This is a genomic window from Bradyrhizobium sp. CCBAU 11357 (genome assembly GCF_028128865.1).
Lineage (GTDB): Bacteria > Pseudomonadota > Alphaproteobacteria > Rhizobiales > Xanthobacteraceae > Bradyrhizobium.
The window spans coordinates 1-13,694 of the sequence record NZ_LBJW01000099.1 but is presented as its reverse complement, the minus strand read 5'-3'; the positions used below and the strand labels follow the sequence as shown (position 1 = coordinate 13,694).

The window sequence follows — 13,694 nt, the reverse complement described above, 5'->3', positions numbered from 1 at the left end:
CAAGCCGGGCGATGACAATGAGGGTTGGGCGCTCACTTCGCCTTGAGGAAATCCGCGACCTCGAGCAGCACGAATTCGTTGTCGTCGGCCTTGTTGGGATCGCGGCTGGAGGAGAACGGCAGGTTGTTGTCGTTGCCGACGATGATGTGAGTGTCGTCGACGCGATCGACGTTCTCGATGGTGAAGAACGGGAAGGTGTAGACGCCCTCGTTGAGCGGCTTGCGCGCCTTCTTGTCGGGATCCCTGATCTTCATCAGGTCGACATAGCCGATCTTGCGCACGGGCTTGCCGACATTGGCGTCGGTCAGCTCGATCTTGTAGACGCGCTTGAACTTGGCGAGGTCGGGGAAGCAGTTCTCGCCGCGCTGGCCTTGCGGGCAGGCCTTGTCGGCCGTGCCTTCGCCGTTGTCGCGCTCGATGACGAGGCCGGAGGCCTGGTCGATCATGTTGAAGTCGCCGATGGCGTTGCCGTTCTGCTCGAACACATATTGCCAATAGCGGCCGGTGAATTTCTCCGCGGCGACGTCGAATTCGAGGATGCGGGAGGCTTCCTTGCCGTCGACCTTCTCCCAGTCCTTCCTCTCGGCATCCCACAGCGGTCCCTCGAGCAGGCCGTAGAGGAACTTGCCGTCCTTCGACGCGGCGAAGCCCTCATAGCCCTTGGAGCGGCGGAGATTGACGTTGGTGTAGGTCGCGCCCGGCGCGGCCGGCGTTCCCACCGCCCAATTGTCGGGCGAGCGCACCGGCTTGCCGTCGGCCACCGTGTCGAACACGCCGAGGATTTTGCCTGACTTGTCCGCCTTCAGGATATAGGGGCCGAATTCGTCACCGATCCAGAAGGTGTCGCCGACGATCTGGAAACCTTCGGTGTCGAAGTCGGAGCCGGTGAGATAGCGCTTCTGGGTGTCCTCATGGACGATGCGGAACGGCACGCGTCTGTCGGGATCGTGCAGGAAGATGGTCTCCAGCCGCTCGATCTTGCCGCTGGCCCAATCCATCTTGTAGCGGTTGAGGTACAGCATCGAATCCGGCGAGTTGGCGCGCGCGCCCATGCCGTTGTCGGTGAGGACCCAGAACGTGCCGTCGGGCATGGTCTTGATGCCGGAATGGCCCTGCAGCGGCTGGCCCTTGAACGGCAGCGACACGCCGGTCGGACGTTCAAAGGACTTGCCCATGACGGTGCCGGGCGCGTCGACCCGCTTGCCGGTGGTATATTTGCCCGCCGTCTTGAGATCGGCGGGGGCATCGGCCGGCGCCTCGATGAACGTTTCGGCCGGCATCACCACGTGGCCGGCGAGCTTGGCGGGGAATTCGCCCTCGCTCTGCGCGAGCGCGGTGCTCGCGGTGAGAATGATCGTGGCGACGGTGCAAAGAAAAGTCGCGCGCATGTGCGTCTCCTGTTGGCGGACGCAACGCTTATGCGGATCGCATGTTGCAGGATTGTGAAGCCGGGCCAAAGGCCGCAGCTTCGTCTACTCCTTTACCGCACCCGTCAGCGACGACACGTAATAATCCACGAACAGCGAGTAGAAGATCGCGACCGGCAACGAGCCGAGCAGCGATCCCGCCATCAGCGCACCCCATTGATAGACGTCGCCGGTGACGAGCTCGGTCAGGATCGCGACCGGCACCGTCTTGTTGGCGCCGCTCTGGATGAAGGCGAGCGCGTAAATGAACTCGTTCCAGGACAGCGTGAAGGAGAAGATGCCGGCCGAGATCAGCCCGGGCACCGCGAGCGGCAGCGTGATCCGGCGCAGGATCTGCAGGCGCGTCGCGCCGTCGACCAGCGCACATTCCTCGAGCTCGTAAGGAATCGACTTGAAATAGCCGATCAGGAGCCAGGTGCAGAACGGCACCAGGAAGGTCGGATAGACCAGGATCAGGGCCAGGGGCGAGTCGAACAGGCCGAACTGCACCACGACGGTCGCGAGCGGAATGAACAGGATCGACGGCGGCACGAGATAGGCGAGATAAATGCCGAGACCGACATAGGGACTGCCGCGGAAGCGCAGGCGCTCGATCGCGTAGGCCGCCAGCGTGCTCGCGATCAGCGACAGCGTGGTCGAGCCGATCGCGACCAGCATCGTCGTCTTCAGCCATTGCGGATAGGAGGTGTTGAACAACAGATGCTTGATGTGCGCCAGCGTCGGCGAGGAGATCCAGAACGGGTTGTTGTCCCGGTAGTTCATCAGTTCCGCGTTCGGCTTGAACGAGGTGATCGCCATCCAGTAGAACGGAAACAGCAGAATCAGCACGAAGCAGCCGAGCGGCAGGTAGATCATCATCAGCCGCCGCAGCCCGGAATCCCAGGCCATGGTGTCGGGTGGCGCCTTCGCGTCGGCGACAGTCGGCTGTGCGACGGTGTCAGTCATTGGCCTCTCCCTGCTGCCATTTGCGGCGCGCCAGGCCGAAATAGGAGAACAGCGTCGCGAACACCAGGAACGGGATCATCGACACTGCGATCGCCGCGCCTTCCCCGAGCTCGCCGCCGGCGATGCCGCGCTGGAACGCCAGCGTCGCCAAGAGATGGGTCGAGTTCACCGGGCCGCCGCGGGTGATCGCGTAGACCAGCTGGAAGTCGGTGAAGGTGAAGATGATCGAGAAGGTCATGACGATGGCGAGGATCGGCATCATCATCGGGAAGGTGATGTAGCGGAAGCGCTGCCAGGCGCTGGCCCCGTCCAGCATCGCGGCTTCGTAGAGCGAGGGCGAGATGGTCTGCAAGCCAGCCAGCAGCGAGATCGCGACGAAGGGAATGCCGCGCCAGATGTTGGCGGCGATCAGCGAGAACCGCGCCGGCCAGGGCGAGCCGAGGAAGTCGATATTGCTCGACTTCCAGTGCAGAACGTCGACCAGGAGGTAGGAGATGATCGAGAACTGCGGATCGTAGATCCACCAGAACGCCAGCGCCGAGAGCACTGTCGGGACGATCCAGGGCAGCAGCACGATGGCGCGCAGCAGGCTCTTGAACGGGAAATGGTTGTTGAGCAGCAGGGCGAGCCAGAAGCCGAGCGCGAATTTCCCGAAGGTCGCCACTCCCGTGTAGAAAACGCTGTAGAACACCGCGTTCCACCACAAGGGATCGGTGAGCAGGTACTGGAAGTTCTCGAGACCGACGAAGATGCCGCGCCGGCCGATCGTGGTGTCGGTGAAGGCGAGCCAGATGCCGAGCCCGAGCGGGTAGGTCAGGAACACCGAGAGCAGCCCGAGCGCGGGCGCGAGGCACATCGCGATCAGGAACGGCTTGTAGTCGAACAGCCGCACGATCCAGTTCGGCTGCCGCTGCGCCAGCGCGGGAGAGGAAAGGGTGGTCACGGACATTAGTGTGTTGTCCTGTTCTTGAAATTCAACACGCCGTCATTGCGAGCGAAGCGAAGCAATCCAGTCTGCTTCCGCGGTGAAAGTCTGGATTGCTTCGTCGCAAGGGCTCCTCGCAATGACGGCCTATCGGCCGTCACTTCTGCCGCCGGAAGTAGCGCTTGCAGCGCTGCTCGGCTTCGGCGGCCGCGGCCTCCGGCGTGGCCGCGCCGGTGGCGACGGACGCGAACATCTGAACCGTGACATAGTCCGCCCGCACCGCACCGGTGGCCGTCGAGATCGGACCTTTATAGCCGGCGTAGTAGCCGTTGTTCATGGTGTTCTTGAAGATTGCGACCTTCGGATCACCTGACCACACTGCTGCATCGGCATAGGCGGCGAGCGGCTGCGACCAGTAGCCGCTATTGGCGTTGAGCCAGGGCTCGTACTGTTCCTTCTCTAGCATGAATCGCAGAAATGCCTTCGCTGCGTTCGGGTAAGGGCTGTGCTTGAACACCATTGCGTTTAGCGTTAGGCCAGACATCGGCGGGGCCGGCGCAAAGAACTTCGGCAACAACTGATGTTCCGAATCTTCGGCGATGGCGGCGGTCGCCGGATCGTTCTTCAACGAGAAGTACAAGGACACCCCGTTTGCCGTCAGCGCGATTTCCTGGGAGGAATAGGCGCGATTGTTGCTGACATCGTTCCAGGACGGTGTGCCGGCGATGAAGGTCGGGTAAAGCTGCTTCACGAAGTTCAGTGCCGCGATCGTCTCCTTGCTGTTGATTGTGACATTGCCCTCCTCGTCCAGCAACGCCGCGTTGTGCGCCCACATCATCCAGTCCGCAAAGCCGTTTCCATCGCCCACCGCGTTGCCCAGTGCGAAGCCGGCTGGCTTGCCCGCCTGCTGAAGCTTCTTGCAGAGATCGAGGAAGCCGGCTGGATCTTCCGGAGCCTTGTCGAACCCGACTGATTTAAGAATGGACTTGCGATAGATCAGGGGGCCAGCTGTGGCGCCGAACGGCAGCCCGATCCACGTGTCGCTCTTAGCCTTCTTTCCATAGGTCTTCGCAAGAGTCTGCCAGCCGCCATACTTCTTGCCGAGATAGTCGGCGACGTCGGTGAGCTCGATAAGCTTGTCGATGTAGATATGGGGCGCGTCGGAGAAGCCGATGATGATGTCGGGGCCGGCGCCGGAATTCGAGGTCACCGCGGTCTGCTGGTTGATGTCTTCCCAGCCGACGAAGTCGACCTTGACCTCGACCCCGGTGTCCTTGGTGAACTTTGCGGCATTGGCGCGGAACACGTCCTCGTCCGCCTGGACGAAACGCACCGGGCGCAGCATGCGCAAGGACGCGCCCTTTTCGATGTCGAGCTTGGGTGCCGGGACGTCGGCGGCCTTGATATTCGATGTTTGCGCTGCAGCACCGGTGGCCGCGAGCGTTGCAGCGGACAGGCCCAGCGCCAAGGCATCACGACGTGTGATGTCGTTCCTCATCAGTTCCTCCCTATGATGTCTCCCTTCCCGGCGTTGATCGCCGGTGAAGGGCCGTTTCGGTCGTGGGCGCTGTTGCGCCGGCCGCCTAGCTGTTCGGTCCGCGATCCATGCTGACGGGCTGCCAGCGGCGGAGCGCGGTGTTCTGCAGCACCGACGGATTGACACAGCTTACCGGCCACATGCCCTGAAGCACCAGTGACAATTCGTAGCCCACCCGCCGCTTGCGCGCCTCGTCGAACCGTGCCGAGGCCGAGGCGACATGGGCGGTCAGGGTCACGTTCTCCATGCCGAGCAGGGGATTGTTGTGCGATGGCGGCTCCTTTTCCAGCACGTCGAGGGCGGCGTGCGCGATCCAGCCCTCCTGCAGCGCCTTGATCAGGCTCTCCTCGTCCACGGTGGCGCCGCGGCCGGTGTTGATGAAGATCGAGCCTTTCTTCATCTGCCGGAAGTGCTTCCCGGTCAGCATGTGGTGCACCTCGGGCCGTGCAGGGGCATGCATCGAGACGAAGTCGGATTGCGACAGCACCTCGTTCAGCGTCGCCGGAATCACGCCGTGGTCGTACATCAGCGTTTCCTGGATGAAGGGATCGTAGGCCATCATGCGCAGGCCGAAGGGCGCTGCGCGTTTCGCAACCGCACGCGCGACGCGGCCGAACGAGATGAAGCCGAGCGTCTGGCCCATCAGCCTCGGGATCTTGAGCAGCGCCGGCCGGCCCTCGGCCCAGCGGCCGTCGCGCACCATGCGGTCCTGCTCGATCAGGCGGCGGAAGCCCGCGAGCAACAGCATCATGGCGTGGTCGGCGACCTCCTCGATGAACGTGTCGGGGATGTTGGTGACCGGAATGCCGCGGGCAGTGGCGGCCTTGACGTCGACACTGTCGACGCCGACCGAGCCGAGCGTGATGACCTTGCAGCTCTCGAGTGCGTCGATGATCGACTTGGTGATCGGGATGCCTTTGGCGTAGATCGCGTCGGCATTTTTCGCGGCGGCGATGAACCCGGCCTCGTCGGCGGGCGCCTCGATGATCTCGGCATCGATCGGATCGAGCGCCTCGCGCTCATAGGAATAATCGCTGCCCGCGACCGTGAAGCTCGCGCCCTTCGGCGTCACCACCCTGTATTTCGGCATTCTCTGCTCCCGATTGGTTTCTTGTCGTGGCCCGCCTTCGCGACGGGCCTTTGCGTCTTTTACGCGAAATCGGGGCGGGTGCGTACAATTCCTGGTTGTCGCGAGCGAGGTATCTTTCCGCCTTTCCGGGCAAAGGTCGGGGCTTTTACGGAGGTACGTAAGCAACTTGCTAAGGGCTCCGCCACTAAACCTTGATTCGAATTTGAGCGATCTCGTCGTGCGCCCGTACCAATATTGCCGGAGCTAACCCGTGAAGTTGAGCAATCTGAAGATCGCGCCGAAGCTTGGCATTCTCGTCGGCGTCACGCTGTTCGGCCTCTGCATCTCCGGAGTTCTCGCCGGCTACCTGATGAAGCGCGAGATGGTGAATGCGCGCATCGACCAGGCCAAGGCGATCGTCGAGCTGGCGCGCAACTTTGCCGCCGCGTTGAAGAAGCGCGTCGATGCCGGCGAGATGACGAAGGACGCCGCGATGGCCGAGCTTCGCCGCTACGGCAACGCGATGACCTACGACAAGGGTGCCGGCTACCTGTTCGGCACGTCGTATGACGGTCTCACCCAGCTTGCGCCCGATCCGAAGGTGATCGGCACCAACCGAATGGAGGTCGTGACCAACGGCCGCAAGCTGTCGCTGGAATTGATGAACGGCGTCAAGGCCAACGGCGAGATTCTGCTTCACTATGAATATATGAAGCCCGGCCAGGAAACCCCGATCCGCAAGATCGGTTACGCCGTCGCGGTGCCCGGCTTCGACATGTATCTCGGCACCGGCGCCTATCTCGACGACATCGAAGCCAAGATGGGCCCGGTCTACTGGCTGCTCGGCCTTGCCATGCTCGGCATCGTCATCGTTGCCGGCAGCGTCGCCTGGCTGATCGGCCGCAGCATCAGTGCTCCGCTCGCCCGGCTCGGCACCCGCATGAAGGATCTCGCCGACGGCAAGCTCGAAGGCGAAATCCCCGGCGTCGGACGCGGCGACGAGGTCGGCGCGATGGCGGCGACCGTCCAGATCTTCAAGGACAACGCGGTGCGCATCCGCGACCTCGAGAGCACCGAGGCGGACGCCAAGGAACGCGCCGCGACGGAACGCCGCAGCGCCATGGAGGAGATCGCCAACGACTTCGAGCGCAGCGTCAACGGCATCGTCCGCTCGGTCTCTTCGGCCGCAGCCGGCATGCAGATCACGGCGCAATCGATGACCGCGACCGCCAGCGACGCCTCTTCGCGCGCGGCGACCGTCGGTGCCGCCTCGCAGAAGGCGTCCGGCAATGTCGGCACCGTTGCGGCCGCCGCCGAAGAGCTGTCGAGCTCGGTTGCGGAAATTTCCCGCCAGGTCACGCGCTCGACTGAAGTGGCGAGCCGTGCCGTCACCGATGCCGAGCGCACCAACGCCACGGTGCAGGAGCTCTCCACCGGAGCCGAGAAGATCGGCGAGGTGGTCAAGCTCATTCACTCGATCGCGGCGCAGACCAATTTGCTCGCGCTCAACGCCACCATCGAGGCGGCGCGGGCCGGCGAGTCCGGCCGCGGCTTCGCCGTGGTCGCCTCCGAGGTCAAGGCGCTCGCCAACCAGACCGCGAAGGCAACCGAAGAGATCTCCGCCCAGGTCGCGGCGATGCAGACCTCGACCAGCGACGCGGTGGCGGCCATCTCCGGCATCACCCAGACCATCGCGGAGATGAGCGAGATCACCGCCGGCATTTCCGCCTCGATCGAGCAGCAGGGCGAGGCGACGCGCGAGATCGCCCGCAACATCCAGTCGGTCGCCGCCGGCTCGAGCGAGATCAACGCCAATATCGGCAGCGTCACCTCGGCCGCGGAAGCGACCGGAGCGGCGGCTGGCGACGTGCTCAGCAACGCCCGCGAGCTGGACAATCAGTCCGGCGCGCTGCGCAATGCCGTGGATGGCTTCCTCGCCAAGGTCCGCGCGGCGTAAATTCTTGCGCTGAATTAGTAGGGTGGGCAAAGACGCGAAGCGTCGTGCCCACCTTCTCTTTTTTGAGCTCGTCGAGATATCGGTGGGCACGCTACGCTTTGCCCACCCTACGAGACCGCGCTACTGCTTCTCGATCTTCGCGTTGGTGATCAGCTTCTCCCACAGCACCAGCTGCTCGTTCACGAAAGTGCCGAGCTGCTCCGGCGTGCCGGAGAAGGCGTCCATGCCGAGCGTGGCGAGCTTGGCCTTGACCTCCGGATTCTCGATGATCTTGCGGATCTCGGTGTTGAGCCGCGTCACGATTTCCTTCGACATGCCGGCGGGGCCGAAATAGCCTTGCCAGGACGAGATGTCGAAGTCCGACACGCCGGCCTCCTGCATCGAGGGCAGATGCGGCACCAGCGGCGAGCGGCCCTTGGTGGTGACGGCGAGCGCGCGCAGGGCGTTGCCGTTGACGTGGGGCAGGCCGGTCAGGATGTCGACGAACATCATCGAGACGCGGCCGCCCATGACGTCGTTGAGCGCCGGCGGCGAGCTCTTGTAGGGCACGTGCAGCAGGTCGAGCCCGGCATTGTGCGCGAAGGTCGCGCCCGACACGATCGCCGAGGACGAGCCGGAGGCGTAGCTCAGCTTGCCCGGATTGGCCTTGCCGTAGGCCACCAGCTCTCCGACCGTCTTGGCCGGCACTTCGGGATTGATGACCAGCATGAAGGGCAGATCGCCGGTGCGGGCGATCGGGGTGAAATCCTTGACCGGATCGTAAGTGAGGCTCTTGAGCAGATAGGGATTGGCCGAATGCGTGGTGTTGGTGGTCACCAGCAGCGTGTAGCCGTCGGGAGCAGCCTTCGCGACATAGGTCGCGGCCAGCATGCCGTTGGCTCCCGCCTTGTTCTCGATCACGATGGGAACGCCGAGCGCCTGCGACAGATGCTGCGAGATCAGCCGCGTCGTGGTGTCGGTGCCGCTGCCCGCCGCGAACGGCAGCACCAGCGTGATGTTGCGGCTGGGATAGGTGTCGGCGTGAGCGGTGGATGCTGCCGTGAGGCACAGCGCGGCCGCGGCGACGGTCCGCAGCTTTCGGATCAGCCCTGAAATCATGTCTGGTCGTTCCCTCTTTTTGGTTGGCGGGGAACCTAGCTTGTCCAAAGGGGAATCGGAAGATGGCTATAGGTCGTGACCGCGTCCGTCGCGCGGAATTACTTCATCGCCGAGCCCCGGCGCGATGCAAGCACGACGCCGGCGAGCACCAGGGCGTAACCGATCAGGTGGAACGGCTGGAGCTTTTCACCCAGCAGCAGGATCGCCAGCGCCGAGCCGAACACCGGCACCAGATGGAAGAACGGCGCCGCCCGGTTCGGCCCGATCAGCGCCACGCCGCGGTTGAAGAAGAGATAGGCGAGGGTGGAGGGAAAGATCAGGATGTAGCCCAGCGTCGCCAGCGTGATCGCGTCGAATTGCAGCACGGCCCCGCTTGCCGCCTCCCAGATCGCCGTCGGCAGCAGCATCGTCGCGCCGCAGCAGGTGGTGAAGGACAGGAACGAGAGCTGGTGGATCTTCGGCCGGCGCGGGATGAAGGCCGAATAGAGCCCGAACGCCACCAGCGAGGAGGCGAACATGATGTCGCCCCTGTTGAAGCTGATGCTTGCCAGCGCCGCGAGATCGCCGCGCAGGATGATGATCAGCACGCCGAGCAGCGAGATCGCGATGCCGCCGAGCTGCGCGCCGGTGAGCCGCACGCCGAACAGCACCAGCGACCACAGCGCCACGAACAGCGGACCCGCCGACTGGATCAGCAGCGCGTTCAGCGCCTCGGTGTATTGCAGCGCCCAGTACGAGATCGCGTTGTTGAAGGCGAAGCCGACCAGCGACAGGAACAGCATCAGGGCCAGGCTCTTGCGCAAGGCAGGCCAATCGCGCTTCAGATGCGGCCAGGCGAACGGCAACAGGATCAGGAACACGCCGAACCAGCGGATGGTGGTGATCGTCAGCGGCGGAACATGCGCCCCGACATGGCGCGCGAGCACGATGTTGCCGGCCCAGAACAGCGAGCTCAGGCTGAGCAGCAGATAAGGTTGGTTGTTGAGCCAGCTGGCCGGATTGGCGGCCGGTGGCGCGGGCGAAGCAATTGTCATGGGCGTTTTGTGCAAGCTTGCGCCGGATCGGCGTCGTGGCACAAGTCACAGCGCCGCAATGCTACAATGCAGCCGAGCCTTAAGGAGGTGCCATTGGCGGTCAATATGTTGAACATCGAGGGTCTGGAGCGGCTCGATCCGAATGCGCCGGTGGTGATGCTGAACCTGATGCGCTTCCACGCGCGCTCGCGCGACGGCAACGGGTCGGGCTGGGACGCATATTTGCGCTACAGCGCGATCGCGGTGCCGATGATCAAGGCGCGCGGCGGCACGCTGCTCTGGACCGGTGAAGCCCAGGCGGTCGCGCTTGGTCCTCACGCGGGCAACGATTGGGACTTCGTTGCGCTGGTCCAATACCCGTCCGTCTCGGCCTTTCTCGACATGATGACCTCGGAAGCCTACGAGCGCGAAGCCGATCCGCATCGCGTCAACGGCTGCGCCGAGCACGTGATCATCGCGACGAGCGAGGCCTATAGCAAGTTCAGGACGAAGTAGCGGGGCACCCTTGCTTGCCCTCCCTTGGAGGCTACGGCATTCGCACATCGAAGTTGAAGGCGGGCAGACTCGTAGGGTGGGCAAAGGCGCACTTGCGCCGTGCCCACCATGACCCCGCACAGCAGAAGCCGTGGGCACGCTTCGCTTTGCCCACCCTACGAGGGCGAGTTACGTCGCCTGCTTCCTTGACGCCGCGAACACGCCCGACAGCACCAGTGCAAAGCCGATGAAGTGGAACACCTGCGGGTGCTCGCCCAGAAACACCATCGCCATGATCGAGCCGAACACCGGCACGACGTGGAAGAACGGCGCGGTGCGGTTGGCGCCGATCAGGCGCACGCCGCGATTGAAGCAGAGATAGGCGAGCGCCGAGGGGAAGACGGCGACGTAGAACAGGGTCAAGAGGTTCGGCCCGTCGAGCTTCATCACCGGGCGTGCCGACAGTTCCCAGATCTCCAGCGGAATGAGGCAGGCGGCGCCGCAGCCGAAGGTGAAGGCGAGGAACGAGAGGCCGTGCATCGGCGGCCGCTTCAATGACAGCACCGAATAGAGCGCGAAGATCAGGAGTGCGAGCAGGAAGATCAGGTCGCCCTTGTTGAAGTCGATGCTCGACAGCGTGGTGAAATCACCGTGCAGCAGGATGGTCAGCACGCCGCACATCGACAGCAGCACGCCGAAGGCCTGCGCCGCGGTGAGATGGATGCCGAGGATGACTAGCGACCACAGCGCCACCAGCAGCGGCGCCGCCGATTGCAGCAGCAGCGTGTTGAGCGCCTGGGTGTGCTCCAGGGCCCAATATTGCAGCGTGTTGAAGGCACCGATGCCGGTGACCGAGAGCGTGACCATCAGCCCGAGCTTGCCGCGGATCGCCGGCCAGTCCTGCACGAGGTGCTTCCAGGCGAACGGCAGCACCAGCAGGAAGGCGAAGAACCAGCGCAGGAACGACAGCGTGACCGGCGGAATGTGGCCGGCGGCGAGCCGCCCGACGATGGCGTTGCCGGCCCAGCACAGCGCCGTGATGCTGAGCAGCAGGTAAGGCTGGTTGGCGATCCAGCTGTGGCCGGATGTTTCCGCGCGCGTGGTGTGGCCGGTGGCGGACATTGTGATGGTTGGGCCCCGCGTCGAGTACGCCGAGCCCTCCGGCCCGGCGAGGTCCGGGCCGGCTGATCCACCCGGCAGGTCCAAAGACACGGAAAACGAGGTTGCAGCAACGGGGGCGGACGCATCGCGACCATGCCAGCGGCGAAGGCGGCCTCTCACGCTTTGGTCGAAGCCGCCTGCGCCGGCCCGCAAGGGTCGGGATTTTCCGCGGATATCAAGGGCTTGGACCGGACGTTGGACCCCGAAAAAGCCCCGTTCTTGCTTGCCTAGAGGGGCTGCTTCCTTTATCCGGTTGGCTGCCTTGCGTGCGGGCGGCTCCGGCCGCCGATTGGGCTGGGCGCAGGCATGATCCCGGAAGAGTGGACACCGGTTTTCCGCGAGGATCATGCCTTCTAGAGACAGATTGAACAGGATTACCCGCGAATGGCCAATGTTGTCGTCGTCGGCGCCCAATGGGGCGACGAAGGGAAGGGCAAGATCGTCGACTGGTTGTCGGAGCAGGCGGATATCGTCGTCCGCTTCCAGGGCGGCCATAATGCCGGCCACACGCTGGTGATCAACGGCAAGACCTACAAGCTCGCGCTCCTGCCCTCCGGCGTGCTGCGCGAGGGCAAGCTGTCGGTGATCGGCAACGGCGTGGTGTTCGACCCCGCCGCCTTCCTCGACGAGGTCGCCAGGCTCAGGTCGCAGGGGGTCGATGTCAGCCCCGACAACCTGCGTGTCGCGGAAAACGTCACGTTGATCCTGCCGCTGCACCGCGAGCTCGACGCGCACCGCGAATCCGCCAGCGCCGCGACTGCGATCGGCACCACGCGCCGCGGCATCGGCCCGGCCTATGAAGACAAGGTCGGCCGCCGCGCCATCCGCCTGATGGATCTCGCCGATCATCAGACGCTGCCGCACAAGATCGACCGCCTGCTGGCGCACCACAACGCGCTGCGCCGCGGCCTCAACCTGCCGGAATTCGACAGCGCCGTGATCCTGAAGGAGCTGATGGCGATGGCGCCGCAGCTGCTGCCCTACGCCGAGACGGTCTGGCGGCTGCTCGATATCGAGCGGCGCGCCGGCAAGCGCATGCTGTTCGAGGGCGCGCAAGGCGCGCTGCTCGACGTCGACCACGGCACCTATCCCTACGTCACCTCGTCCAACACGGTGGCGGCCCAGGCCGCAACCGGCGCCGGCCTCGGACCGGGCGCGGTCGGCTACGTGCTCGGCCTGTGCAAGGCCTACACGACCCGCGTCGGCCAGGGCCCGTTCCCGACCGAACAGGACAACGAGATCGGCCGCAAGATCGGCGAGCGCGGCCGCGAGTTCGGCACCAATACCGGCCGCCCGCGCCGCTGCGGCTGGTTCGACGCCGTGCTGGTCCGCCAGGCGGTCCGGACCTGCGGCATCAATGGCCTCGCGCTGACCAAGCTCGACATCCTCGACGGCTTCGATTCGATCGAGGTCTGCACCGGCTACAAGCTCGACGGCAAGGAGATCGACCATTTCCCGGCCGGCGAGGGCGCGCAAAGCCGGGTCGAGCCGATCTACGAGACCATCGAAGGCTGGAAGGAGCCGACCGCCAATGCGCGGTCCTGGGCCGACCTGCCGGCGCAGGCCATCAAATATGTCCGGCGGATCGAGGAATTGGTGGGATGTCCGGTTGCGCTGCTTTCCACCAGCCCGGAACGCGAAGATACTATCCTGGTGCAAAATCCGTTTGAGGCTTAACGATATCTTACCGGGACGCGCGTATAGTTGAGTAGAAATGGCTGATTACTACCCGCTGATCGCCCGCGCTATTGCCGCCCTGGACCCCAACGCTCCCGGCGAAAGCCGTCGCGCGCTCTATGAGCGGGCGCGCACGGCCCTGATCGCGCAGCTGCGCAGCGTGCAGCCGCCGCTCTCCGAATCCGAGATCACGCGCGAACGGCTGTCGCTGGAGGAGGCCGTCCGCAAGGTCGAATCGGAGGCCGCCCAGCGTGCCCGCGAGGCCTCGCGTCCCGGTGGCGGCGCCCGTACCGGCGGCAGTGGCGATGCCTTCCGCCGCGCCAGCACCCGTGCCACCGAGGGCAACCCCGCCGCGGCGCCGCCGCGCACACGTCCGGCCCCGCCGCCGCC

General features: G+C 64.6%; 11 protein-coding genes and 1 pseudogene. 4 read left to right on the top strand and 8 right to left on the bottom strand.

Translation table 11 applies throughout. The annotated features are described in order from the left end of the window. Positions 1-32: 32 nt before the first annotated feature. The 5 genes from XI05_RS17075 to XI05_RS17055 all read right to left on the bottom strand — a co-directional run bounded on the left by XI05_RS17075 (position 33) and on the right by XI05_RS17055 (position 5,924). Complete coding sequence (locus XI05_RS17075; protein WP_271503683.1) at positions 33-1,388, bottom strand: esterase-like activity of phytase family protein; 1,356 nt, start codon at positions 1,386-1,388, stop codon at positions 33-35. A gap of 84 nt (positions 1,389-1,472) precedes the next feature. Beyond that, on the bottom strand, positions 1,473-2,372 hold the full coding sequence (locus XI05_RS17070; RefSeq protein WP_442869279.1) for a carbohydrate ABC transporter permease: 900 nt from the start codon (positions 2,370-2,372) through the stop codon (positions 1,473-1,475). After that, positions 2,365-3,321: a carbohydrate ABC transporter permease gene (locus tag XI05_RS17065; protein ID WP_271503680.1), complete on the bottom strand. Its 957-nt coding sequence runs from the start codon at positions 3,319-3,321 to the stop codon at positions 2,365-2,367. Before XI05_RS17065 ends, XI05_RS17070 begins: the two co-directional genes overlap by 8 nt. A 133-nt stretch (positions 3,322-3,454) precedes the next feature. Further along, positions 3,455-4,795, bottom strand: a complete 1,341-nt coding sequence (locus XI05_RS17060; protein ID WP_271503677.1) for an ABC transporter substrate-binding protein — start codon at positions 4,793-4,795, stop codon at positions 3,455-3,457. Positions 4,796-4,880: 85 nt separating this feature from the next. After that, positions 4,881-5,924, bottom strand: coding sequence for a C-terminal binding protein (locus tag XI05_RS17055; protein WP_271503674.1), 1,044 nt, complete (start codon positions 5,922-5,924; stop codon positions 4,881-4,883). Between the two features lie 250 nt (positions 5,925-6,174). Here XI05_RS17055 and XI05_RS17050 point away from each other — a divergent pair, with 250 nt between their 5' ends. After that, entirely contained in the window at positions 6,175-7,860 is a 1,686-nt protein-coding gene (locus XI05_RS17050) for a methyl-accepting chemotaxis protein (RefSeq protein ID WP_271503672.1), read from the top strand. A 120-nt stretch (positions 7,861-7,980) separates the two neighbouring features. Here XI05_RS17050 and XI05_RS17045 read toward each other — a convergent pair whose 3' ends face one another. Both XI05_RS17045 and XI05_RS17040 read right to left on the bottom strand, forming a co-directional pair. After that, positions 7,981-8,958, bottom strand: coding sequence for a Bug family tripartite tricarboxylate transporter substrate binding protein (locus XI05_RS17045; protein WP_271503669.1), 978 nt, complete (start codon positions 8,956-8,958; stop codon positions 7,981-7,983). Positions 8,959-9,056: 98 nt separating this feature from the next. Further along, a complete protein-coding gene (locus XI05_RS17040) occupies positions 9,057-9,992 on the bottom strand; it encodes a DMT family transporter (protein ID WP_271503667.1) in 936 nt (311 codons plus the stop codon). A gap of 93 nt (positions 9,993-10,085) precedes the next feature. Between XI05_RS17040 and XI05_RS17035 the strand changes: the two genes are divergently transcribed. Continuing rightward, complete coding sequence (locus XI05_RS17035; protein ID WP_271503664.1) at positions 10,086-10,487, top strand: DUF1330 domain-containing protein; 402 nt, start codon at positions 10,086-10,088, stop codon at positions 10,485-10,487. Positions 10,488-10,655: 168 nt separating this feature from the next. On the opposite strand, the gene XI05_RS17030 is transcribed toward XI05_RS17035, so the two are convergent. Then, positions 10,656-11,588, bottom strand: a complete 933-nt coding sequence (locus XI05_RS17030; protein WP_271503661.1) for a DMT family transporter — start codon at positions 11,586-11,588, stop codon at positions 10,656-10,658. A gap of 423 nt (positions 11,589-12,011) precedes the next feature. Between XI05_RS17030 and XI05_RS17025 the strand changes: the two genes are divergently transcribed. Both XI05_RS17025 and XI05_RS17020 read left to right on the top strand, forming a co-directional pair. Next, entirely contained in the window at positions 12,012-13,304 is a 1,293-nt protein-coding gene (locus XI05_RS17025; RefSeq protein WP_271503657.1) for an adenylosuccinate synthase, read from the top strand. Positions 13,305-13,341: 37 nt separating this feature from the next. Next, a pseudogene (locus XI05_RS17020) lies at positions 13,342-13,694 on the top strand (hypothetical protein); the annotation flags it as partial.